A 20,753-nucleotide genomic window follows, 5' to 3' on the forward strand; every position below is an offset into this window, starting at 1 on the left:
GTTAGGCGTCCTTGTCGGTGTCGTGGATCTGCTGCTTGCCATCGCGCCGCCCGCGGTCCGTCCCCTTCTGGAACGCGGACATGTTCCGGCGCAGGCGTGCGAGCCGCTCCGCGCCGTCCGGGGAACCGCCCTTGGCTCCGCCGTTGGTGCCGCCGAGTCCCGCGGCCGGGCCGGTGTCCTCCTCGGAGGGGTCGGCCGCCAGCTGCGGGGCGAGGTTCTCCTGCGGGCGCCGCTTGGGGAGCGGCGGTCGGCCGCCTCCGGCCTCGACCACGGTCGGGGAGGCGCCGCCGGGCGCGCGCACGGGCAGGGCGGGGCGGGCGTCCGCGGTGGAGGGCGCGCCGTCGACCGGGTCGGCGCGGCGGGGGCGGGACGGGAGGGGGCTGTCGGCGTCGGCGCTCAGGAGGTCCTCACCCGCACCGGAGGGGGCCGGGACGGCGTCGGCGCCGCCGCCGTCCTCCGTGTGCCCGTCGGCGGGGGTGTCGCCGGCCGCGTCCTCCGCGTCTTCGGCGGAGTCGTCGGCCGGGTCGGGCGCGGCGGCCAGGGCGGCGCCGGAGCGGGGGGCCGCCCCGTCGTCGGCCGACCCGTCGGACGGGGAGGCCGCCACCGGGGTCAGCATCGGCCTGGCGCCGTCACCGGACGGGCGGTCCGTGATCGCGCGGACCTCCCAGATGTCTTCCTCCTCGGGGGTCGGGGACTGCGGGCGGTCGCCGGAGATCAGGTCGTGCGGCAGCAGCACGATCGCCTGCACGCCGCCGTAGGGGGAGGGGCGCAGGTGGACGCGGATGCCGTGGCGGTGCGCCAGGTGCGACACCACGAACAGGCCCAGGCGCATCTTCTCGTTGAGCCGCATGACGTCGAACTCGGGCGGGTCCGACAGCAGGGCGTTGGCCGCGGCGAGTTCGCCGTCCGTCATGCCCAGACCGCGGTCCTCGATCTCGATCGTCACGCCGTTGGGCACGTCCTCGCTGCTCAGCCGTACGTGTGTGTGGGGCGGCGAGAACATCGCCGCGTTGTCGACGAGCTCGGCGACCAGGTGGATGACGTCCGCGACGGCGGGGCCGTTGAGGTGGACGCGGGCGATGCGCTCACGCTTGACGCGGGTGTAGTCGCCGGACTCGGAGATGGCGCCGCGCAGGACGTCGATCAGCGGCATCGGGCGGTGCCAGGTCCGGCCGGGCGCCTCCCCGCCGAGGATGAGCAGGTTCTCCGCGTTGCGGCGGGAGCGGGTGGCCAGGTGGTCGAGCTTGAACAGCTGCTCCAGCTGCTCCGGGTCCTCCTGCTCGCGCTCCATCTTGTCCAGCAGGCGCAGCTGCCGGTGGACCAGCGTCTGGCTGCGGTGGGCGATGTTGAGGAACACCCGGTTGACGCCGTGGCGCAGCTCGGTCTGCTGGACGGCCTCGTCGACGGCGGCCCGCTGGGCGGTGTTGAACGCCCTGGCGACGTCACCGATCTCGTCGTCGGCGGTGGACAGCTCGGGCATGGCCGCCCGGGTGTCGACGCGCTCCCCCTCGTGCAGGCGGCGCATGAGGTCGGGCAGTCGCGTCTCGGCCAGGTCGATGGAGTCGTCGCGCAGCCGGAGCAGCTGGTCGGTGAGATCCCGGGAGGACCTGCGGGCCAGGACGAACGCGACGGCGAGCACGGCGGCGGAGCCGAGGCTGACGGTCACGGCCCAGAACACCCGCGACCAGGCGTAGTCGCTCGTGACGTTGGCCGAGTTCAGGGCCTCGTCGGCGCCGAGGTCGGTCAGCTCCGACAGAGTGTGGCCGTAGGCCTCCGCCCACTCCTGCTCGTCGACGGGCATCGCCAGGTCCTGGACGGTCTCCTCCTGGCCCGTGGTCGGGTCGAAGACGGACTCCGTGGAGATCTGCCGGTGGATGATCTGCTGCTGCATGTCCAGCAGCGCCGCGTACTCGGGGCTGGTCATGAGGGCCTCGTAGCGTTCCAGCTGTCCGGGGCCCTCCAGGTAGTGCGCGTTCGACTCCAGGAGGTTCTGGTAGGCGCCGACCAGCTCGGTGAACACGTGCTGGTCCTCGTGGGTGAGTTCCCCGGTGGCGAAGGCGCGCTGGAGCTGGGCGTCGCTCCGCGCGAACGCGTCGACGGTGCGGAACATGTAGACGGCGGTGAAGCCGGAGCTGGTGGCCGTCCCGGTGTTGCCGTCGCGCCCCTGCGAGTCGAAGACGTCGGCGCCCGCCAGCATCAGGGAGTCGTAGTAGCCCAGGACCGCCTCGCGGGACGCGGAGCCGGAGTCGACCGCGGCGCGGATCTGGCCGATGTCGCCGTACTGGTCGTAGAGCTCCTCGATCCGGTCGGCGGAACGCCCGGGGGCGATGTCGACGAAGCCGATCAGGTCGTCGATGACCACGCCGAGGGTGGCGTCGGACTCCTCGCGCGCCTCCGCCATCGCCTCCTCCAGGGCGGCGTCGTCGGGGCGCTCGATGAAGGCGATGGTCGCCGACCGCTCGTCCATCACCCGCACCAGCCCGACGGCGGCGGGGGTCACCATCTCGTGGGTCGCCCGCGCCCGCAGGATCAGGAACATGGCCTCCCAGGCCAGGATGAACGTGATGATCAGCCAGAGCGCGAGCAGCGCGGCGGTGGGGATCATGACCATGGAGCGGATGCGTGCGGCGATGGTCCGCCGGCGTCGCTGCTGTACTGCTTGCACGGTTCTCCTGTCGCTCCGCGTCGAAGTCGTCTCGGTGCGGTGCCGGGGGTCGGCCCGCCTCCGGGTGCCGGGGGGGCGGCACCGTGGGGCGTCTCGCGCGAGGCCCACCTGGTCGCGTCCGGTGGCCGGGGCGACGCGGGACTTACCGCAGAGTAACCACTTTTGCGCCGTTTTGGCGTTGGGGATGGTATCCCGGAACGGCCTGTTCGGCGGATCCGGGTCGCTCTGGGCGGGGGTCTTCGGGGGTGGGGCGCACTCGTCAACTGCTCACACGCGCGGTATCCCTGGAGGGCGGGGTGGTGGGACAAAGGTCACGAAGGGCGAGGGGATGTTCTCCCTGTGCCAAGTGGTCGTCTTCAGCGCTATTGGACGGTACCAGGACAAAGGTGCGTTCTGGTTCCACGCCTTGCCGGAGCGTACTAGCGTTGCGCCCCGGAGTGAAGGGCCCAGGTCGCGTTCCCTCTGGGACGACGTCGCCCGACGGCGCCGTCCGGGCGGCCCCGGGGCCCCGTGTGCGCAGGCGAGGAGACGTGCATGGTGCAGCCGCACGGTGGGGGACAGGCCGCGGTCGACGTGGCCGTCGCGGCCGTGCCGCTGCTGGTCGTGGCGGGGGTGGCACTCGCGCTGGGCGGCCAGCACCGGCGCTACGGTCTGGTGCGCGGTTGGAGCGGACAGCTCACGATGGCGTCGCTGCTCAGCTGCGCGGGCGTGGTCGCGTACGCCGTCTGGCCGCTGCCCGCACTCGTCGACGGGCTCTGCCCTCTGCCTGTGGGCAGCGCGCCGTCGGAACCAGCCGACCGGCCCCATCCCGCCCACGCGCCGCGTGAGCTGCTCCTGGGCTGCGCCGTCCTCCTCCCCGTGGGGTTCCTGGCCCGCGACCGCTTCCGCCTGGGGCTCGGCGCCACCCTCGTCCTCGGCGGCGCACTGGCGGCTGCGGCGAGCGCGGTGCGTGCGACCGGGCTGCTGGGCGTCTACCCGTGCGCGTACGCCACGACGTCCCCGCCGGTGGTGGGGCTCGGCGTGGTCGGCGCCCTCGTCGGATGGGCGGTGGCGCGCTGGATCCCGCCGCTGCTGCCGGGCGGCCCGGCCCGGGGCTGGCCCTCGGCCGTGGCCGACCGCGCGGTGCCCGAACCCTCCCGCCGGGCGCTCGCCTGCGTGCTCGACCTCGGGCTGTGGTGGTACGGGGCGGCCACCCTCACGGCTCTCGCGCGGCTGTTCGGCCTGGTCCGCCCCGCGGAGGGCGAGACCGTCCGAACCCTCGCCCTGCTCGGGGCCGCGTTCGTGTTCGGCCTGGTCGTCCCCCTGCTCCGGCGGGACCGGTGCACTCCGGCGGCGGCGCTCCTGCGCCTCGCGCTGTCCGAACGGGACCGCCCGGAACCCGCCGCGCGATGGCGCGTCCTGCTCCGTGTCCTCCTGCTCCACGAGCCGGTCACCGCGCTCGTCGCGCTCGGGTGGCACTGGACGGCCCTGGCCGTGGCCCTCGTGCACGCCAGCACGGCCGTCGTCCGCCGCGACCGGGCGGGCGCGGCCGACCTGGTGTGCGGGGTCCGGGTGCGCACCCGCTCCACCCTCGACGGCGGGCTGCCCGACCGCCTGGTCCGCTACCGTCCGCCGCTGCCGGAGCCCGGGGCGGACGTCACGTCCACGCCAGGTAGCCCAGCAGCAGACCGCTGAGCACCAGCACCGTCCCCATCGTGCCGAACAGGCCGCGCACCCACCGGCTCAGCCACGGCGCGGAGACGATCCGGGCCAGCTCCGGGGTGTCCGGGTCGTAGGAGACCGTGACGATCTCCCCGGCGCGCGAGGCCGTCCACCCCGTGTTCTCGTGCTCGGCGTGCACCTCCACGCCGTCCTCGGTCCGGAACTGCACGATCATCCGCGAGGAGGACGAGGTCTCGTTGTAGCCGATCACCCGCCCCTTGGCCCGCACGCCGTGGCGTCGCAGGCGCAGGTCCACACGCGCGTCCCTGGTCACCGTCCAGAGCGCGATCACCCCCGCCGTGAGCGGGAGCAGGGGATACAGGTCGGCCATCGCTGAGCCCTCTCGTGTACGGCGTCGGCGTCACCCCGCCGGCGGACGCGACGGGGCGGCGAGCCCCTCCGCCACGTGCGCCAGGGTGGTGTGGATGTCCTCGACCGGTCGGTCCGGCTGGAGCGTACGCCAGTCGAGGGCCACGGACACCACCATGCCGAACAGCGCCGATCCCGCAAGGGAGGTGTCCAGGTCCGGTCGGGCCAGCCCGTCCCGCACGAGGTCGTCGAGGACGTCGGTGATCACGCCGATGGCCTTGGTGCGGATCTGCCGCACCGTCGTGTACCAGGCCCGGTTGGTCCGCCAGGCCTCGGCCATGAGCAGGCGGGCGAGCGCCTCGTGCGTCCCGATGAAGACGACGCCGGCGCGCAGCACCGCGGTGAGCGCCTCCCGGGGACCGGTGCCCGGGCCGGGCGCGGGTACCGCGTCCCTCAGCGTGTCGGCCAGCCGCGTCACGCCCCACTCCATGAGGGCCGTGTACAGCTCGCCCTTGCCGCCGAAGTTGTAGTAGACGGTGCCCTTGGCGACCCCGGCACGCTCGGCGATCGCGTCGACCGTCGTCGCTTCGTACCCCTGCTCGGAGATCAGGGCGATCGCGGCCTCGAACAGGCGCAGCCGGGTGGCCTCGCGCCGCCCGCCCGGGGGGCGCCCGCCTCTGGGTGTGCTCACGCTCATCCGATCCATTCTGCCCCGGACGGGGCGGTGCCCGCCATCAGAGCTTCAACGCGGGGTAGAGGGAGGCCATCGTCCAGACCCGCTTGCGCTCGACCGTCAGCCACGTCAGCAGCAGCGGCACGACCAGCCACAGCGACATCACACCGAAGGCCGACCAGACGATGGACATGTCGCCGCCGCCCAGCAGCTGGCGCATCGCGGTCACCGCCCAGTGCAGCGGGAGGAAGGGGCCGACCGCCTGGAAGAAGCCCGGGCTGGTCTCGATCGGGTAGGTGCCGCCCGCCGAGGTCAGCTGGAGCACGAGCAGCACCAGGGCGACCACGCGTCCCGCCGCGTTGAACCGCACGTTCAGGTACTGGACGGTCGCCGTGAACGCGGCCGAGGTCAGCAGCAGGAAGGCGAGCAGCAGCGGCCAGTGGAGCGCGTCCAGGCCGAGGAACCGGTGCAGGGCGGCGAGCATGATGAGCACCTGCCCGAAGCCGAGGAGCAGCGGCACGACCCGCCCCGCGAACGCCACCCGCCACGACGCCGCCGTGGAGGCCAGCGCGCGCGACGACAGCGCGGGCAGCACCATGAACACGACCATCGCGCCCACCCACAGGGACAGCGGCACGAAGAACGGGGCGAAACCGGTCCCGTAGTTGGGCGCCTCGTTCTCGATCTCGCTGTCGAGCCGTACGGGCCTGCTCATCATGTCTGACGCGGTGGCGCGGCCCTCGTCGGAGTAGGAGGGGATCTCCTCGACCCCCTCGGCCAGGCCGTCGGCCAGCTCGTCCGATCCGGTGGCGAGTTCGCCCAGGCCGTCGCGCAGTTCGCCCGCGCCGCCGCTCAGCGTGCCCAGGCCCTGGTCCAGGTCGCTCGCGCCGCCGGAGGCCACGGCCAGGCCGTCGCGGAGCTCCGCCGCGCCCTCGGCCAGGGACTCCAGCCCCTCGTCCAGCGCGTTCACGTCGTCGCGGGCGGCCTCGGCCTGGTCCACGTACCCGGGCAGGTCCTCGGAGACCCCCTCGGCCAGCGCGGCGAGGTCGGCGGCCTCCCGCGCGGTGGCGTCGATCTCCTCCCGGTTGTCGTTGACGTAGGCGGCCGTGGACAGGGCGGTGTCCGTCACGCCCTGGACCTCGGTGAGGATGCCGTGCAGCTCCGGCTGCTCGGTCTCCAGCTCCGGGTGCTGGTCCATCCAGGCGTCCAGGCGCTGGTCGGCCGACGAGATCCGGGCGGTGTCGATCTCCTGGGGCAGGGTGTCCAGTGCGGTCACCAGGCCGTCGGCGACCGCGGCGATCTGCGACGCGCGCTCCTGGATGGTCGGGATGTCCTCCTCCAGCCGAGGGAGGGACTCGTCGGCCAGTTCGTTGAGCCGGTCCGCCTTGGCCGAGACGTTCTCGGATGCGGTGTCGGCGCCCGCCGCCAGCGTCCGCGAGCCCGCGTAGAGCTCGTCCAGACCGCTGCTCAGGTCCCCGGCGCCGGTGTGCGCCGTGTCGATGCCGTCCGAGAGCTCGCCCGAGCCCTCCTCGGCGTCACCGGCGCCGCCCGCGATCCGGCCCGCTCCGTCGGCGGCCTCCTCCGTCTGGTCGTGGATCTGGTTGAAGCCGAGGAAGATCTCGTCCAGGTAGTCGCTGATCGTGGAACCGGCGACCGCGTCACGCACCTCCTCGAAGGCGCTGTTGCCCAGCTGGCGGACGATGAAGCTGTTGGAGTCGTTGTAGTCGGCCCGCAGCAGCGCCGGGACGGGCTCCTCGCGGTCCCGGGAGGGCGAGGTCAGGTTCTCGCTGAAGTCGGCGGGGACGGTGAGGGACACGTAGTAGGTGCCGTCGCTCAGACCGCTGGCCGCCTCCTCCGCGTCGACCAGCCGCCAGTCCAGGTCGCCGCCCTCGACGAGGGTCTCGGTGAGCTCGGTGCCGGCGTCCACCTCCTCGTCGCCGACCCGGACCGGGACGTCCTCGTTGACGAGCGCCACGGGCAGGTGGCTCATCCGGCCGAACGGGTCCCAGAACGACCACAGGTACATGCCGGAGTAGAGCAGCGGGATGAGCAGCAGCGCCGCCAGGGCCGCCGTGGGGAGCGGCGACCGCAGGAAGGAGCGCATGGTGAGCAGCCCCAGCCGGGGCACCGCGAAGGGGCGCACGCGCGGGGCACGGGGACGTCTACGCCTGGCCACGGGGGTCCTCCTCGTCTTCGCCACGGCCGTCGCCGTGCGTGTCGTCGACCGGCCCGTCGACGTGGTCGTCCCCGGAACCGGTCCGCTCCGGGCCCTCGGCCGGGTCGGCTGATTCCCCCTGGCGGATGGGGATCGGTCCCTGGGTGCCGGCGTCGGCGACCGTGTGCACCTCGTCGGTGTCGGCGCAGGTGGCGACCACCGTGAGCCCCTCATCGGCCAGGTCCTTGAGCGTGCGCCACATGTCCGCCTGGTGCTCGCTGCTCAGGCCGCCGTCGACGTTGTCGACCGCGATCAGCCGGGGTTCGGACAGGAGCGCGAGGGCGACGCCGAGACGTCGTCGCTGGAGCATGGTCAGCTCCTTGACCAGGGTGTCCCGGTCCAGGTCCGCGAGGCCGACGGCCGCCATCGACGCGTCGGTGAGGGAGCGCGCGCCGGGCCGCATCCGCAGCAGCATCCCCTCGGAGAGGTGCTCGCGGACGCGCAGGCGGTCGTCGAGGGCGTTGACCTCGTCCATGAGGCCGAGCGCGCTGATCCGCCGCACCCTGCGGGCCTGCCCGGGCAGGGCGTAGCCGTCCACGAAGAGGGTCCCCGACGAGGGGCGCATCCGGCCCGTCAGCGTGAGCAGCAGGGAGCTGCGTCCGCCGCCGGAGTCGGCCTGGAAGACGGTGAGCGTCCCCGGCCGCGCGGTGAAGTCGACGTCCGTGTAGACGGGGCCCTCGCGGGTGGTGAGTGTGACGCCCTCGGCGTGGACGCGAGCTCCGGTCGCCCGACGCATCCAACCTCCCCTTTTTGAACTGACCGGTCAGTGCAAAATCAGCGTACTCCCGCTCCGGGACGGCATGAGCGTCCGGCACTGTGGAGTGCCGCACAACGCGGCGCACGCGGGACCCGCCCGAACCACGCCGAGAATGGGCCGGGGCCTTGCCCGGGCGGGGCCGACTACCGTCCCGCGGCCCGGGGGCGGTTGGATGGTGGCGACCGGTGACGGACGCGGTGAAGGGGGACGAGGGTGTCGGAGATCGCCGAACGCGTCAGGCGGGTGCTGGACGATCCCGGGCTGTGGCCGCGCGTGCCGAGCGAGGCCACCGCGCTGCAACGGCGCATGGCCGACCGGGTGCGACAGGAGCCGCTCGACGCGGACGCGGTGGAACTGGTGGCGGGTCTGGACGTCAGCTACGCCAAGGACGACTCGGCGCTGTCGGCCGCCGCCGTGGTCCTCGACGCCCGCACGCTGGAGGTCGTCGACTCCTCCGTCATCTCCGCCGAACCGGCGTTCCCCTACGTCTCCGGGCTGTTCGCCTTCCGGGAGCTGCCCCCGGTGCTGGAGGCACTGGGCGCGCTCACCGTCACGCCCGACGTCTACCTGTGCGACGGCTTCGGCCTCGCCCACCCGCGGCGGTTCGGCGTCGCCTGCCACCTGGGAGTCCTGCTCGACCTGCCCGTCGTCGGCTCGGCCAAGTCGGTGCTGTACGGCAAGCACAGCGAGCCGGGCGCCGAGCGGGGCGCGTGGACGCCGATGGTCGCCGGGCGCTCGGAGACGGTCCAGGACTCGGCGGCGCTCGCGGCCGAGGGCGGTGAGGTGGTCGGGCGCGTTCTGCGCACCCGCGAGCGGGTCAAGCCCGTCTACGTCTCCGTGGGCCACCGCGTGGACCTGGACGGCGCGGCCGACCTGGTGCTGCGGCTGTCACCGAGGTACCGCGTGCCCGAACCGGTCCGCCACGCCGACCGGCTGTGCGGCGAGCACCGCAAGGCGGTGCTCGCCGCACGCCGGGTCTCCGGCTGACGCCGGGGCCGGCCGTGTGCGGGCCGGGGTCACCAGCTGGTCGGCACCGGACGGCCCTCGTTGTAGCCCGCGGCGCTCTGCACGCCCACGACCGCGCGCTCGTGGAACTCGGCGAGCGAGGTGGCCCCCGCGTACGTCATCGAGCTGCGCACACCCGCGACGATCTGGTCGATGAGGTCCTCCACGCTGGGCCGCTCCGGGTCCAGGTACATCCGGCCGGTGGAGATGCCCTCCTCGAACAGCGCCTTGCGGGCGCGGTCGAACGGGGAGTCGTCGGCGGTGCGCAGCTTGACCGCGCGGGCCGACGCCATGCCGAAGCTCTCCTTGTACTGCCGGCCCTCGGCGTCACGCATGACGTCGCCGGGCGACTCGTAGGTGCCCGCGAACCACGACCCCACCATGACGTTGGAGGCGCCGGCGGCCAGTGCGAGCGCGACGTCGCGCGGGTGCCGCACGCCGCCGTCCGCCCACACGTGCCTGCCCAGCTCACGGGCGGCCTCCGCGCACTCCAGCACGGCGGAGAACTGCGGGCGGCCGACCGCGGTCATCATGCGGGTGGTGCACATCGCGCCGGGGCCCACACCGACCTTGACGATGTCGGCGCCCGCCTCGACGAGGTCGCGGGTGCCCCGGGCGGTGACGATGTTGCCCGCCACGATCGGCACGGACGGCGACAGCGCGCGCACCTTGGCGATCGCGGAGATCATCTTCTCCTGGTGGCCGTGCGCGGTGTCGATCACCAGCGTGTCCACTCCGGAGGCCAGCAGCTCGGCGGCCTTGCCCGCCACGTCCCCGTTGATGCCCACGGCGGCCGCCACCCGGAGGCGGTTCCGGTCGTCGACGGCGGGCGTGTACAGGGTGGAGCGCAGCGCGCCGGTCCGGGTCAGCACGCCGACCAGGGCGCCGTCGGCGTCGACCACGGGCGCCAGGCGGTGCCGGTGGTCGTGCAGGATCCCGAACGCCTCCTGGGAGCCGGTGTCCGCCGGGATGGTCACGAGCTCGGTGGTCATCACGTCGCGCAGCTGCGCGAAGCGGTCGACGCCGGAGCAGTCGGCCTCGGTGACCACGCCGAGCGGGCGGCGGGCGTCGTCGATCACGATCACGGCGTTGTGCGCGCGCTTGGGCAGCAGGTTGAGCGCCTCGCCGACGGTGCTGGTCGGGTTGAGCGTGATGGCGGTGTCGTGGACCAGGTGCCGCTCCTTGGTCCACGCGACCACGTCGGACACCACCTCGATGGGGATGTCCTGCGGGATGACCGCGATGCCGCCGCGCCTGGCGACCGTCTCGGCCATCCGGCGACCGGCGACCGCGGTCATGTTCGCCACGACCAGCGGGATGGTGGTGCCGGTGCCGTCCTGCGACGACAGGTCCACGCTCAGCCGCGAGCCCACGGCGCTGCGGGACGGGACCATGAACACGTCGCTGTAGGTCAGGTCCTGCTGCGGGACCTGGTCGTTGAGAAAACGCAATGCCTCTACCTCGGTCGAGACCGAAGGGGGTGGACCACTCCGCTGCCGCACACGGCAGGCGGCGCCTGTTGATCCCCCTCTTACCTGTCAAGTATGCCGCCATCGATTAGGTCGCACGACCCCCCATCTGGCATGATGGGCCGGATTCCCGCTGACACTGCCCTTCCCGGCCCCACGCCGCGTGCCGCCGGGTCTTGCTTCTCGGGACGGGCGCTTCTGGAGAGCCCGCATGCCGCGTTTCACGCTCGCACACGTCCAGGCGGAGACCTACAAGGCCAGGGACGCCTGGTGGACGGTCTTCCTCGTCGACCCGCTCGCCGGACGACTGGTGGTCTGGACCGCGAACCGCACGAACATCACACCGAACCAGCTCACCCTGGGGGCGGGTGTGCTCGGCCTGCTGTCGGCCGTGTGCTTCGCCGCCCCCGCCTGGGCCGGGCCGACCGGTTGGGCCTGGCTGCTGCTGGGCGCGCTGCTGTTCCACCTCAGCTTCGTGCTGGACTGCATGGACGGCAAGATCGCCCGCCTCAAGGGCACCGGCTCGGTGTTCGGTTCGTGGGTCGACTTCGTCTTCGACCGCATCCGCTTCTTCGGCTGCGTGATGGCCCTGCTCGTCGGCCAGTGGGCCGCCACGGGCAGCGTCGCCTACCTGATCGCCGCGCCGGTCGTGGTCTTCTTCGACCTGCTGCGCTACCTCAACGCGTCCCAGGTCGCCAAGACGCGCCGGTCCATGCGGCGCGCCCTGGCGGAGGCGGCGGGGGAGACCGCGCCGACGGCCGCCGCGGAGGAGGACGCCGAGAACGACGGGACCGAGGCCCCGGCCCGCGCGGGCGCCTCCGCGCCGACCGGTCTGTACGCCCGGGTCCGTGACCAGCTCCTCCGGCACCGCGTGCGCCCGCACCTGTTCAGCGGCATCGAGTTCGAGATGTTCCTGTGCGTGGTCGCCCCGGTGACCGTCCTGGCCGCCTTCGTCACGCCTCTGGACAGCCTGATCCTGCCGGTCGCGGTGTTCTCGTGCGCGGCGCTCGGATTCTTCGAGGCCGTCCTGGTCGCCCGGCTGTGGAAGGAGACGCGTCGCTACGAGGCGCGCTCCCGCGAGCTGGCTGCCGCGACGCCCGTCTCCAGCGGCAGCTGACCCGATCCGCACACGCGAACGGCCCCGGGGCGCGCCCCGGGGCCGTTCGCGCGTTCCGGCCGTCACCGGGTCCCGGTCACCGAGCGCCCGCTCCGGTCTCCTTCGCGTCCTTCCTCCGCGTCCGCCCGGAGGGCGCGCCCACGGGCCGGCGGTTCCCGCGGAGCCGGGAGTCCTCGCTCAGGAACCACGTCAGCTGCGGTTCGACCGCCCACCGGAGTCCCGCGCGCACCCACGGCGCGCACAGCACCAGCGTGACGGCCAGCGCCAACGCGACGGTGGCGGCCATGCCGACGGGGCCGGTCATGGCGTCGTACCAGGACGAGTCCTTGAGCAGCAGGAGCACCACCGAGTGCCCCAGGTAGACGTAGAGCGAGTAGGCGCCCAGCTTCGTCACCCACGTGCGGCGCTTGGGCGTCAGCGCGAGCACGGACACGCTCATCAGCAGGGCCAGGCCCATGAAGGCGAGCCGGATGCCCATGCTCGGCAGCAGCGGGTCGATGTCGCGGTCGGTGAGACTGTCCCGCCAGAACAGCCAGTCCCGGCTCAGGTGGTCCGAGATCGGCACGGCCAGGACGGCGGTGACGACCAGGACCGCGACCGAGACGGTCCGCACCCACCACCGGTCGAGGAAGGCGAAGTGCTCCCGCCGCAGACTCAGGCCCAGGACGAAGAAGGGCAGGAAGCTGAGCACGCGCCCCAACGACAGGGTGGTGCCGAGGTCGGCGGTGGCGGCGAAGACGGAGATGACGACGGCGATGCCGACGGGCCAGCGGAGCCGCTGCCACACGGGCACGCTCAGCCGCCACAGGAACAGGGCCACCAGGAACCACAGGGTCCACGTGGGCTTGAGGACCGACAGGGACTCCGGGAGGCCGCCGCGCTCGACGGCGTAGATCGTCTGGTGGGCCGTCCAGAAGATGAGGTAGGGCACCGCCAGGGACAGGACCAGCTTCTCCACGCGGTTCGACGAGGCGTCGAAGTTCCGCGACAGGTACCCGCTGATCAGGATGAACGCGGGCATGTGGAAGAAGTAGATCCAGTAGTACAGCGCACCGGCGGGGGTGTACTCGCCGGCGAGCGGCTCGACCGCGTGGCCGACCACGACCAGCGCGACGAGGATGAACTTGGCGTTGTCCAGGCGGGCGTCCCTGCCGGTGGCGGGGGCCGTCTCCGAACCCGCGCCACGGGTCGCGGGCGCGGCGGCTGCCGTGCCCGCGCCGTCGTGGCGGGAGGGCGGACTGGTCATGGGTGGGGCCACGGGTGGACTCCGAGTTCACTCGTTCTGGGACAGGTGCACGGTCCTCGGTCCGTGTGGGCGACGTCGACGCCGAACGGGCGGAGGCCGGGCCGTTCCGGGTGTGTTTCCTTGGACCGTCACGGGTTCGTCAGGTCCGGCGACCCCCGCCGAGCGCGGTCCTCGTGTGCGCGAGACCGCGACGGAACGCGGCGGGGAGGGAGTACCGGGTGATCGGGTGAACCCGTTGGGTGCAGCGTTACCTTACTGAGACATACTGCGTCACGCCAGGGGTTCACACAAATCCGCCGAGGTTCCCGGAGCGTCGCGAAGCGGCCGTGGAGGCCGTGCGGCGCGGTCCGCACCGGGGCGGCCGACCAGACCCGGGGCCGCCGCGCGTGTGCCGACAATAACCCATCCGGCGGTGGTCGCGAACCCTGGGTGACCGCCGCGGTGTGGGGCCGCGACGTGCGCGCCGATAGGCTGACCCCCGGCAGTGCCCGCGGGCAGCGCCCACACAGTCGAGAACGAAGAAGGCGGTGGAAACCGTGCCGCACGCGGTGGACCCCAACCGTGCCGCCCAGCACGGGAGCGTGGTCATGCGACTCCTCGACGAGCTGTTCCCGCTCGTGGAGGGGTTCTACGTCGACCTGCACAAGAACCCGGAACTCTCCCACTCCGAACAGCGCACCGCCAGCGGCGTCGCGGAGTGGCTGACCCAGACCGGCTACGAGGTGCACACGGGCGTCGGCGGCACCGGTGTGGTCGGCGTCCTGCGCAACGGCCCCGGCCCGACCGTCATGCTGCGCGCCGACATGGACGCCCTCCCCGTGGCGGAGCGGACCGGACTGCCCTACGCCAGCACGGCGCGCGCGGTGGACCCCGACGGCGTCGAGGTCCCCGTCATGCACGCCTGCGGCCACGACGCGCACACCGCGTGCCTGGTCGGAGCCGCCGACCTGCTCTCCGAGACCCGCGACGAGTGGGCCGGGACGGTCATGGTCGTGGCCCAGCCCGGTGAGGAGACGATCGACGGCGCCCGGGCCATGCTCGACGACGGCCTCTTCGAGCGCTTCGGCCGCCCCGACGTCATCCTCGCCCAGCACCTGGGGCCCCAGCCCGCCGGGCTCATCTCCCACCGCGCGGGGGTCATCATGGGCGCCGCGCGCTCCTACCGGGTGCGTGTGCACGGCGAGGGCGGCCACGCCTCAGCGCCGCACACCACGGTCGACCCCGTGCTCATCGCCGCCAACATCGTCACCCGTCTCCAGGGGGTCGTCGCCCGCGAGGTGAGCCCGGGCGAGACGGCGGTGATCACGGTCGGCAGGATCCAGGCCGGGACCAAGGCCAACGTCATCCCGGACGAGGCCTACCTGGAGATCAACACCCGGGCGCTCAACGAGGGCGTCATCGCCCAGTTGGAGGCCGCGATCGGGCGGATCGTGCGCGCCGAGGCGGCGGCCTCCGGAGCCACGCGCGAGCCGGAGGTCGAGCCCTTCCAGGCCGTCGGGGTCACCCGCAACGACGCGGCGAGCACCGAGTCCGTCTCCGCCGCGCACCTGGCCTACTTCGGCGAGGACTACGTCATCCACCTGCCCGACCCGTCGCCGGGCAGCGAGGACTTCGGGACCTTCGGCCTGCCCGACGACCCCCAGCCCATCCCGTACGTGCTCTGGTTCGTCGGCGCCACGCCGCACGACGTGTGGGAGGCCGCCCCCGGCGACAGCCCGTACGAGAAGATGTCCAACGTCCCCAGCCCCCACTCCCCGTACTTCGCGCCCGCCCGCGAACCCACCCTGCGTGCGGGGCTCGCCGCGATCACCGTCGCCGCCCTGTCCTACCTGGGCCGTGAGGACCGGACCCCGGTGGCGCCGCTGGAGACGCCGGTTCCGGAGGAGCGGCCGGTGCCCGGTCCGCCGCCCGCGGACGCGGGTACGCCCTTCCCGGCGCCGCCGCCCGTCGGAGCCCCCGTGGGCGGCGCCTTCCCCGGCCCGCCCCCGGAGCCCGTGCCCGAACCGGAGCCGTCCGCGCCCTCGGCGCACACCGCCGCGAACGACGCCTACGACAGCGCCTACCTGGCCTCCTCCTGGGACGACCCCGACCACGAGGACCCCGCGCACGTCACGCACGACGCCGACATCCGTTCCGTGATCCGGTCCCAGGACGAGGAGTGGCGCTCCGAGAAGGCCGAGGAGTCCACCCTGTCCGCCGACATGGCGGCCTTCCTGGACGACGACCGGCCCCAGGGGCCGCCCACCGGTCCGGCGTACTCGGGCCCGCCGCCCCAGGGGGACGCGCACGACGCGCCGCCACCACCCCAGGGGCCGGACGACGGCGGCTCCCAGCACCGACTCTGACCGGGCATGGGGGACTCCCCCTGGCGATGGGGTGACCGCCGTGTGCGCGCGTCGCTGCGGCACCCTTGGGAGATCCCCCTCCTGATCGCCTGCGGCCTGGTGACGCTGCTCGCCGTCGTGGGCGCGGTCAGCCGTGCCTACGCGGGCGATCCGAACGAGCCGCTCCTGCTGCTGAGCGTCCCCGCGCTCGTGTACTTCGTGCGCGGCCAGCTGTTCGCCCGCCAGCGCGTCAACGGCGTGCGCATCACCGAGGAGCAGTTCCCGGAGGCGTACCGGATGGTCGCCGACGCGGCCGCCGCGTTCCACATGCGGCGGCCGCCCGAGGCCTACATCGTGCTCGGCAACGGGGTGCTCAACGCGTTCGCCTCGGGCCACGGACTGCGCAGGTACGTGGCGATCAACAGCGACCTGTTCGAGGTCGGCGGACGCCTGGCCGACCCCGACGCCCTCCGCTTCGTCATCGGCCACGAGGTCGGCCACATCGCCGCGGGGCACACGTCCTTCTGGCGGCAGTTCTCCGTGTCCGTCGCCCAGGTGATCCCGGGCGTCGGCGCGACGCTCGGGCGGGCGCAGGAGTACACCGCCGACAACCACGCCTACAAGTTCTGCCCCGAGGGGATGCACGGACTGCGCGTGCTCGCCGCGGGCAAGTACCTGTACCAGGCCGTGGACTTCGACGACATCGCCGCGCGCGCCGCCACCGACACCGGGTTCTTCGTCCTGCTGGTCAACCTGCTCTCCTCGCATCCGGTGAACACCTTCCGGTTCGCCGCGCTGGCCGACCGCAGCAGACCGGGCCGCGTGTTCTAGGGGCTCGCCGCGGACGCGGCGCCCGGCCGGGGCGGTGCGGCAGGCGGTCACGCGACGAGCAGCGGCACGCTGATCGCCAGCATCACCGCGGCGGTGGCCCCGTGGACGCCGTAGGCGGCGGTCTTCGGCCCGTTGGCGCGCAGCACGATGAGCGCGTCGCCGACGGGTACGCCGGTGGCGGCCAGCACGCACCAGCCCAGCAGGTGGGGCGTCGCCCCGACGGTCAGGACGAGGATGAGGATGCCGAGGGCGATGTCGCGCACGGCCTTGACGGACAGCCAGGCGTGGAAGACCCGGTCCTCGGCGGGCGTGCCGGGGATGCCGAAGCCGACGGCGGCCCCCGGCGCCCAGAAGGCGCGCGCGCCCATGAGGACGACGGCCGCGCCGACCAGTCCGGCGAGCACGGTGGCGATGGTGGTGAGCATGGGCAGCTTTCCCTCCCGGTGACGGCGGTCGCCGATTCTAGCGCCGCTAGCATTCAGAGCGACGATAGACCTATCTTCGGCAGCATGTCTAGCGCTGCTAGAATCTCGTCATGGCCACCATCAACGAGCGCCGTGAACGCGAACGCGCCCACCGCCATCAGCTGATCGTCACGGCCGCGCGCGAACTCGCGGAGGCCGAGGGCTGGGAGGCGGTGACGACGCGGCGGCTGGCCGAGCGCGTCGAGTACAGCCAACCGGTGCTGTACAGCCACTTCGCCGGGAAGAACGCCATCGTGAGCGCCGTCGCCCTCGACGGCTTCGGCCGGCTCGCCGCCCGCCTGCGCCAGGCGCGGCAGGCCGCCCCCGCCCCCGCCCCCGCCCCCGCCCCCGCCCCCGGGCGGGCCCTGGGCGCCGTCTGCCGCGCCTACCTGGACTTCGCGGCGGAGCGACCCGCCCTGTACCAGGCCATGTTCGTCCTGCCGACCGACCTGAAGTTCGCGAGCACAGAGACGCCGCCCCCGCTGCGGGCCGCCTTCGACGAGTTCGTCGGCTGCTTCCGTCCGGACGAGGACCGGCGCGAACTGTTCGCGGAGGTCGTCTGGAGCGCGTTGCACGGCATGGCCGTCCTGTCGGACAGCGGCCGCATCCCCCCGGACGGGCAGGAGGAACGGCTCGACTTCCTCGTCACGCGGATCACCGGCACTTCCGGCGGGCCGACCGCGCCGTGAGGGGCGGTCGCAAGGCCGGGGACCGGAGCCGAGCCGTCAGGAGGCGGGCGTCCCCGTCCTACCCTCCGTTCCCCTGGCGGGGGATCTTCGCCGCGACCTGCGGCGGCAGCGGTTCGTGGCGCAGGTAGGAGCGCGTGAACACGCCGGTCCCGTGCGACAGCGAGCGCAGCTCCACGGCGTACCTCGTGATCTCCAGCTCCGGCACCTCCGCGCGCACCACCGCCCGGCCGCCCGGAGCCGTCTCCGTGCCCACGACGCGGCCCCTGCGCGCGGACAGGTCGCTCATCACGGTCCCGAGGAAGCTCTCGTCCACCTCCACCGACACCTCGTCCACCGGTTCCAGCATCGCCAGCCGCCCGGACTCGGCGGCGTTCCTCAACGCGAGCCGCCCCGCCTTCTGGAAGGCCATGTCGGAGGAGTCCACCGAGTGCGCTTTGCCGTCGTAGAGGGTGACCCGGATGTCCACGAGCGGATAGCCCGAGTCCACGCCCTCGGCCATCTGGGCGCGCACGCCCTTCTCCACGGACGGGACGAACTGCCGCGGCACCACACCGCCGACGATCTCGTCGACGAACTCCAGCCCCGAGCCCGACCGCAGCGGCTCCACACGGATGCGGCAGACCCCGTACTCGCCGTGCCCGCCGCTCTGCTTGACGTTGCGGCCCAGTCCCTGCGCGGCGGAGGCGAAGGTCTCCCGCAGCGGCACCCGCATCTCGCCGGTCTCCACGCGGACCCCGTACCGGTGCTCCAGGTGGTCGAGCGCGGCGTCCAGGTGGGCCTCACCCAGGGTCCACAGGACCATCTGGTGCGTCTCGGCGTTCACCTCCACGTGCAGCGACGGATCCTCCGCGACCAGCCGCGCCACCGAGTGGGACAGCTTGTCCTCGTCGGCCGAGGAGGCCGCCCTGATCGACACCGGGTACAGGGGCTGGGGGAAGTGCCACGGCGCGACGCGCAGCGGGCGCTCGCGGTCGGACACGGTGTCGCCGGTGCGGGCGGCGGGCAGTTTGGCCACCAGGCACAGGTCTCCGGCGACCGCCTCGCCGACCGGCCGGTGCTCCCGGCCCAGCGGCGCCGACAGCGTGCCCAGCCGCTCGTCGCTGCCCGCGCGGTCGTGCTCCTCGGCGCCGGTCATGCCGCTGGGAACCCCGTGCCCGTGCAGGTGGACCTCGGCGTCGGGACGCAGCGTCCCCGAGAACACGCGCACCAGGCTCATGCGGCCCACGTACGGATCGCTGGTGGTGCTGAGAACCTCGGCCACGAGCGGGCCGTCGGGGTCGCAGGACAGTCCCTCGACGGGTCTCCCGTCCGGGCGCACCACCTCCGGGAAGGGGCGGCGCGTCGGGTCGGGACAGGAGAGCGGGAGTTCGCGCAGCAGTTCGCGCACGCCGACGCCCTTGGTCGGGCTGATCGCCAGCACGGGGTGGAACCCGCCCGCCGCCACCGCCTCCTTGAGGTCGGCGATGAGCCGGTCGGGGTCGAGTTCACCGCCCTCCATGTAGCGCTCCATGAGGTCCTCGTCCTCGCTCTCGGTGATGACCTCCTCGACGAGGGCCTCCCGGAGCGGTCCGGCCTTCTCGCGCAGCCAGTCGGGGACCGGGCGGTCGGTCGCCTCTCCGTCGGAGTAGTCGTGGTAGCGCTCGGACACCAGGCCCCACACGCCCACCAGGCGGCGGGAGTCCCCGCTGCCCTCGACCGCGGGAACGTAGGCGGGGTGGACACCGCCGCCGAAGGCCTCCTGGCACTCGGCGACCACCTGGTCGAAGTCCGCGCGCGGGTGGTCGATCTTGGTGACGGCCACGGCGCGGGGCATCCCCACGGCGGCGCACTCCTCCCACAGCACACGCGTCCGACCGTCCACGCCGTCCAGGGCGGAGACGACGAACAGCGCGGCGTCGGCGCCGCGCAGACCGGCGCGCATCGCGCCGATGAAGTCGGCGTAGCCGGGGGTGTCCAGCAGGTTGACCTTGACGTCACCCACCATGACCGGGCTCACGGTGAGGTTCACCGACCGTTTCTGGCGGATCTCGACCTCGTCGTGGTCGCTGACCGTCGTGCCCTCCTCCACGCGACCGGGGCGACCGATCTCCCCGGCGGCGAGGAGAAGGGCCTCCACGAGACTCGTCTTCCCCGCACCGGCCGGTCCGACGAGCACGACGTTGCGGATGTTCTCGGGCCTGTCGGCCCCGGGTACTGTTCCGGCTCGGTCCACCATCCCTACCACCCATCCCTTCGGGGTCGGTTGCCGGTCGCGCCAGGGCGGCGGGCACCGTCGCTGGTGTGACCCGTGACACTCTCCACATTCGCTCGTCACGTCCCCCACCACAAGAGGTCACCCGCGCGTGTTCCGACTCGTCCTCGTATGTCGGGAAAACAACCGGTCATGGGCAGGGCAGGTGGTGGGAACGACACACGGGGGGCGGGCAGCGCGGACGAGGGGGGATCGGGCACGATGGTGGGGTGTCCGACACCACCGACCACCCGCCCTCCCAGGTCCGACGTCTCTGGCTGACCACCTCCGACGGGGTGGGCATCGACGCCCTGCTGCGGCGCGGCGCCGAACCCCGCACCACCGCCGTGGTCCTGGCCAACGGCTTCACCGGCACCCACCGAAGCACCCACACCCGCGCGATCGCCGAAGGGCTCCTGCCCGTCGGCGACGTGATGACCTTCGACTTCCGCGGCCACCACGGATCCGGCGGTCTGAGCACCGTCGGCAACGCCGAGATCCACGACCTGGAGGCGGCCGTCGACCGGCTGCGGGAACTGGGCTACACCTCCGTCGCCACCGTGGGCTTCTCCATGGGGGCCGCGGTCGCGGTCCGACACGCGGCGATCTTCGGCGGCGTCTCGGCCACCGTGGCCGTGAGCGGGCCCAGCCGCTGGTACTACCGGGGCACCCGGCGGATGCGCCTGCTCCACGTCGGCATCGAGGGCGCTCTCGGCCGGTTCTTCCTGCACCGCGTCCGCAAGGTGCGGGTGACCGACCAGCGGTGGGACCCGCGCCCGGCGGAGCCGCGCGAGGTCGCCGGGGACATCGCGCCGACCCCCCTGCTGGTGGTGCACGGGGACGCCGACGCCTACTTCCCGGTCTCCCACGCCGTGGCGATCCACGACGCCGCCCGTGAGCCGCGCGAGCTGTGGATCGTCCCGGGGATGGGGCACGCCGAGCGCGCGGTGACACCTGAGCTGACCGCCCGGCTGCGCGACTGGCTCGGAGAGCGGGTCACCGCCGCGCGGGACTGACGGAGTGACCGCCGTCGACAGGGGTTCCGAAGCGGGATAGAA

At 73.2% G+C, this 20,753-nt stretch carries 16 protein-coding genes; 7 read left to right on the forward strand and 9 right to left on the reverse strand.

The features are described 5' to 3' along the window. Position 1: 1 nt before the first annotated feature. Complete coding sequence (locus tag ACIBFB_RS15305) at positions 2 to 2,665, reverse strand: nitrate- and nitrite sensing domain-containing protein (protein WP_397230396.1); 2,664 nt, start codon at positions 2,663 to 2,665, stop codon at positions 2 to 4. Between the two features lie 534 nt (positions 2,666 to 3,199). Between ACIBFB_RS15305 and ACIBFB_RS15310 the strand changes: the two genes are divergently transcribed. Continuing rightward, entirely contained in the window at positions 3,200 to 4,339 is a 1,140-nt protein-coding gene (locus ACIBFB_RS15310; RefSeq protein WP_397230398.1) for an antibiotic resistance protein VanZ, read from the forward strand. Here ACIBFB_RS15310 and ACIBFB_RS15315 read toward each other — a convergent pair. The 4 genes from ACIBFB_RS15315 to ACIBFB_RS15330 are packed head-to-tail and all read right to left on the reverse strand — an operon-like array spanning position 4,302 to position 8,299. Beyond that, complete coding sequence (locus ACIBFB_RS15315; protein ID WP_397230400.1) at positions 4,302 to 4,697, reverse strand: DUF3592 domain-containing protein; 396 nt, start codon at positions 4,695 to 4,697, stop codon at positions 4,302 to 4,304. The genes ACIBFB_RS15310 and ACIBFB_RS15315 overlap by 38 nt on opposite strands. A 30-nt stretch (positions 4,698 to 4,727) precedes the next feature. Further along, entirely contained in the window at positions 4,728 to 5,372 is a 645-nt protein-coding gene (locus tag ACIBFB_RS15320) for a TetR/AcrR family transcriptional regulator (RefSeq protein WP_397230402.1), read from the reverse strand. Positions 5,373 to 5,409: 37 nt separating this feature from the next. Continuing rightward, complete coding sequence (locus ACIBFB_RS15325) at positions 5,410 to 7,524, reverse strand: YhgE/Pip family protein (protein ID WP_397230404.1); 2,115 nt, start codon at positions 7,522 to 7,524, stop codon at positions 5,410 to 5,412. Further along, on the reverse strand, positions 7,511 to 8,299 hold the full coding sequence (locus ACIBFB_RS15330) for an ATP-binding cassette domain-containing protein (RefSeq protein WP_397230406.1): 789 nt from the start codon (positions 8,297 to 8,299) through the stop codon (positions 7,511 to 7,513). Before ACIBFB_RS15330 ends, ACIBFB_RS15325 begins: the two co-directional genes overlap by 14 nt. Before the next feature lie 234 nt (positions 8,300 to 8,533). Between ACIBFB_RS15330 and ACIBFB_RS15335 the strand changes: the two genes are divergently transcribed. Further along, positions 8,534 to 9,307 (forward strand): endonuclease V, encoded by a 774-nt coding sequence (locus ACIBFB_RS15335; protein WP_397230408.1) that lies wholly within the window; start codon positions 8,534 to 8,536, stop codon positions 9,305 to 9,307. A gap of 29 nt (positions 9,308 to 9,336) precedes the next feature. Here the strand turns inward: ACIBFB_RS15335 and ACIBFB_RS15340 are convergent, their stop codons facing one another. After that, positions 9,337 to 10,776, reverse strand: coding sequence for a GuaB1 family IMP dehydrogenase-related protein (locus ACIBFB_RS15340; protein WP_397230410.1), 1,440 nt, complete (start codon positions 10,774 to 10,776; stop codon positions 9,337 to 9,339). A 229-nt stretch (positions 10,777 to 11,005) separates the two neighbouring features. Between ACIBFB_RS15340 and ACIBFB_RS15345 the strand changes: the two genes are divergently transcribed. Continuing rightward, the gene (locus ACIBFB_RS15345; RefSeq protein ID WP_397230412.1) at positions 11,006 to 11,911 is read left to right on the forward strand and encodes a CDP-alcohol phosphatidyltransferase family protein; all 906 of its coding nucleotides are present in this window, start codon (positions 11,006 to 11,008) and stop codon (positions 11,909 to 11,911) included. Between the two features lie 76 nt (positions 11,912 to 11,987). Here ACIBFB_RS15345 and ACIBFB_RS15350 read toward each other — a convergent pair whose 3' ends face one another. Then, complete coding sequence (locus ACIBFB_RS15350; RefSeq protein WP_397230612.1) at positions 11,988 to 13,157, reverse strand: acyltransferase family protein; 1,170 nt, start codon at positions 13,155 to 13,157, stop codon at positions 11,988 to 11,990. Positions 13,158 to 13,684: 527 nt separating this feature from the next. Between ACIBFB_RS15350 and ACIBFB_RS15355 the strand changes: the two genes are divergently transcribed. Continuing rightward, positions 13,685 to 15,502: an amidohydrolase gene (locus ACIBFB_RS15355; protein ID WP_397230414.1), complete on the forward strand. Its 1,818-nt coding sequence runs from the start codon at positions 13,685 to 13,687 to the stop codon at positions 15,500 to 15,502. A 6-nt stretch (positions 15,503 to 15,508) separates the two neighbouring features. Next, the gene (locus tag ACIBFB_RS15360) at positions 15,509 to 16,312 is read left to right on the forward strand and encodes a M48 family metallopeptidase (protein WP_397230416.1); all 804 of its coding nucleotides are present in this window, start codon (positions 15,509 to 15,511) and stop codon (positions 16,310 to 16,312) included. Between the two features lie 47 nt (positions 16,313 to 16,359). On the opposite strand, the gene ACIBFB_RS15365 is transcribed toward ACIBFB_RS15360, so the two are convergent. Continuing rightward, the gene (locus ACIBFB_RS15365; protein ID WP_397230418.1) at positions 16,360 to 16,737 is read right to left on the reverse strand and encodes a DUF4267 domain-containing protein; all 378 of its coding nucleotides are present in this window, start codon (positions 16,735 to 16,737) and stop codon (positions 16,360 to 16,362) included. Between the two features lie 110 nt (positions 16,738 to 16,847). Between ACIBFB_RS15365 and ACIBFB_RS15370 the strand changes: the two genes are divergently transcribed. Then, the gene (locus ACIBFB_RS15370) at positions 16,848 to 17,465 is read left to right on the forward strand and encodes a TetR/AcrR family transcriptional regulator (RefSeq protein WP_397230420.1); all 618 of its coding nucleotides are present in this window, start codon (positions 16,848 to 16,850) and stop codon (positions 17,463 to 17,465) included. A gap of 58 nt (positions 17,466 to 17,523) precedes the next feature. On the opposite strand, the gene ACIBFB_RS15375 is transcribed toward ACIBFB_RS15370, so the two are convergent. Next, positions 17,524 to 19,680: an elongation factor G-like protein EF-G2 gene (locus tag ACIBFB_RS15375; RefSeq protein WP_397230422.1), complete on the reverse strand. Its 2,157-nt coding sequence runs from the start codon at positions 19,678 to 19,680 to the stop codon at positions 17,524 to 17,526. 245 nt (positions 19,681 to 19,925) lie between these two features. Between ACIBFB_RS15375 and ACIBFB_RS15380 the strand changes: the two genes are divergently transcribed. Further along, positions 19,926 to 20,711 (forward strand): alpha/beta hydrolase, encoded by a 786-nt coding sequence (locus ACIBFB_RS15380; RefSeq protein WP_397230424.1) that lies wholly within the window; start codon positions 19,926 to 19,928, stop codon positions 20,709 to 20,711. Positions 20,712 to 20,753: the final 42 nt, after the last annotated feature.

The organism is Nocardiopsis sp. NPDC050513 (genome assembly GCF_044457925.1).
In the GTDB taxonomy this organism is placed as follows: Bacteria; Actinomycetota; Actinomycetes; order Streptosporangiales; family Streptosporangiaceae; genus Nocardiopsis.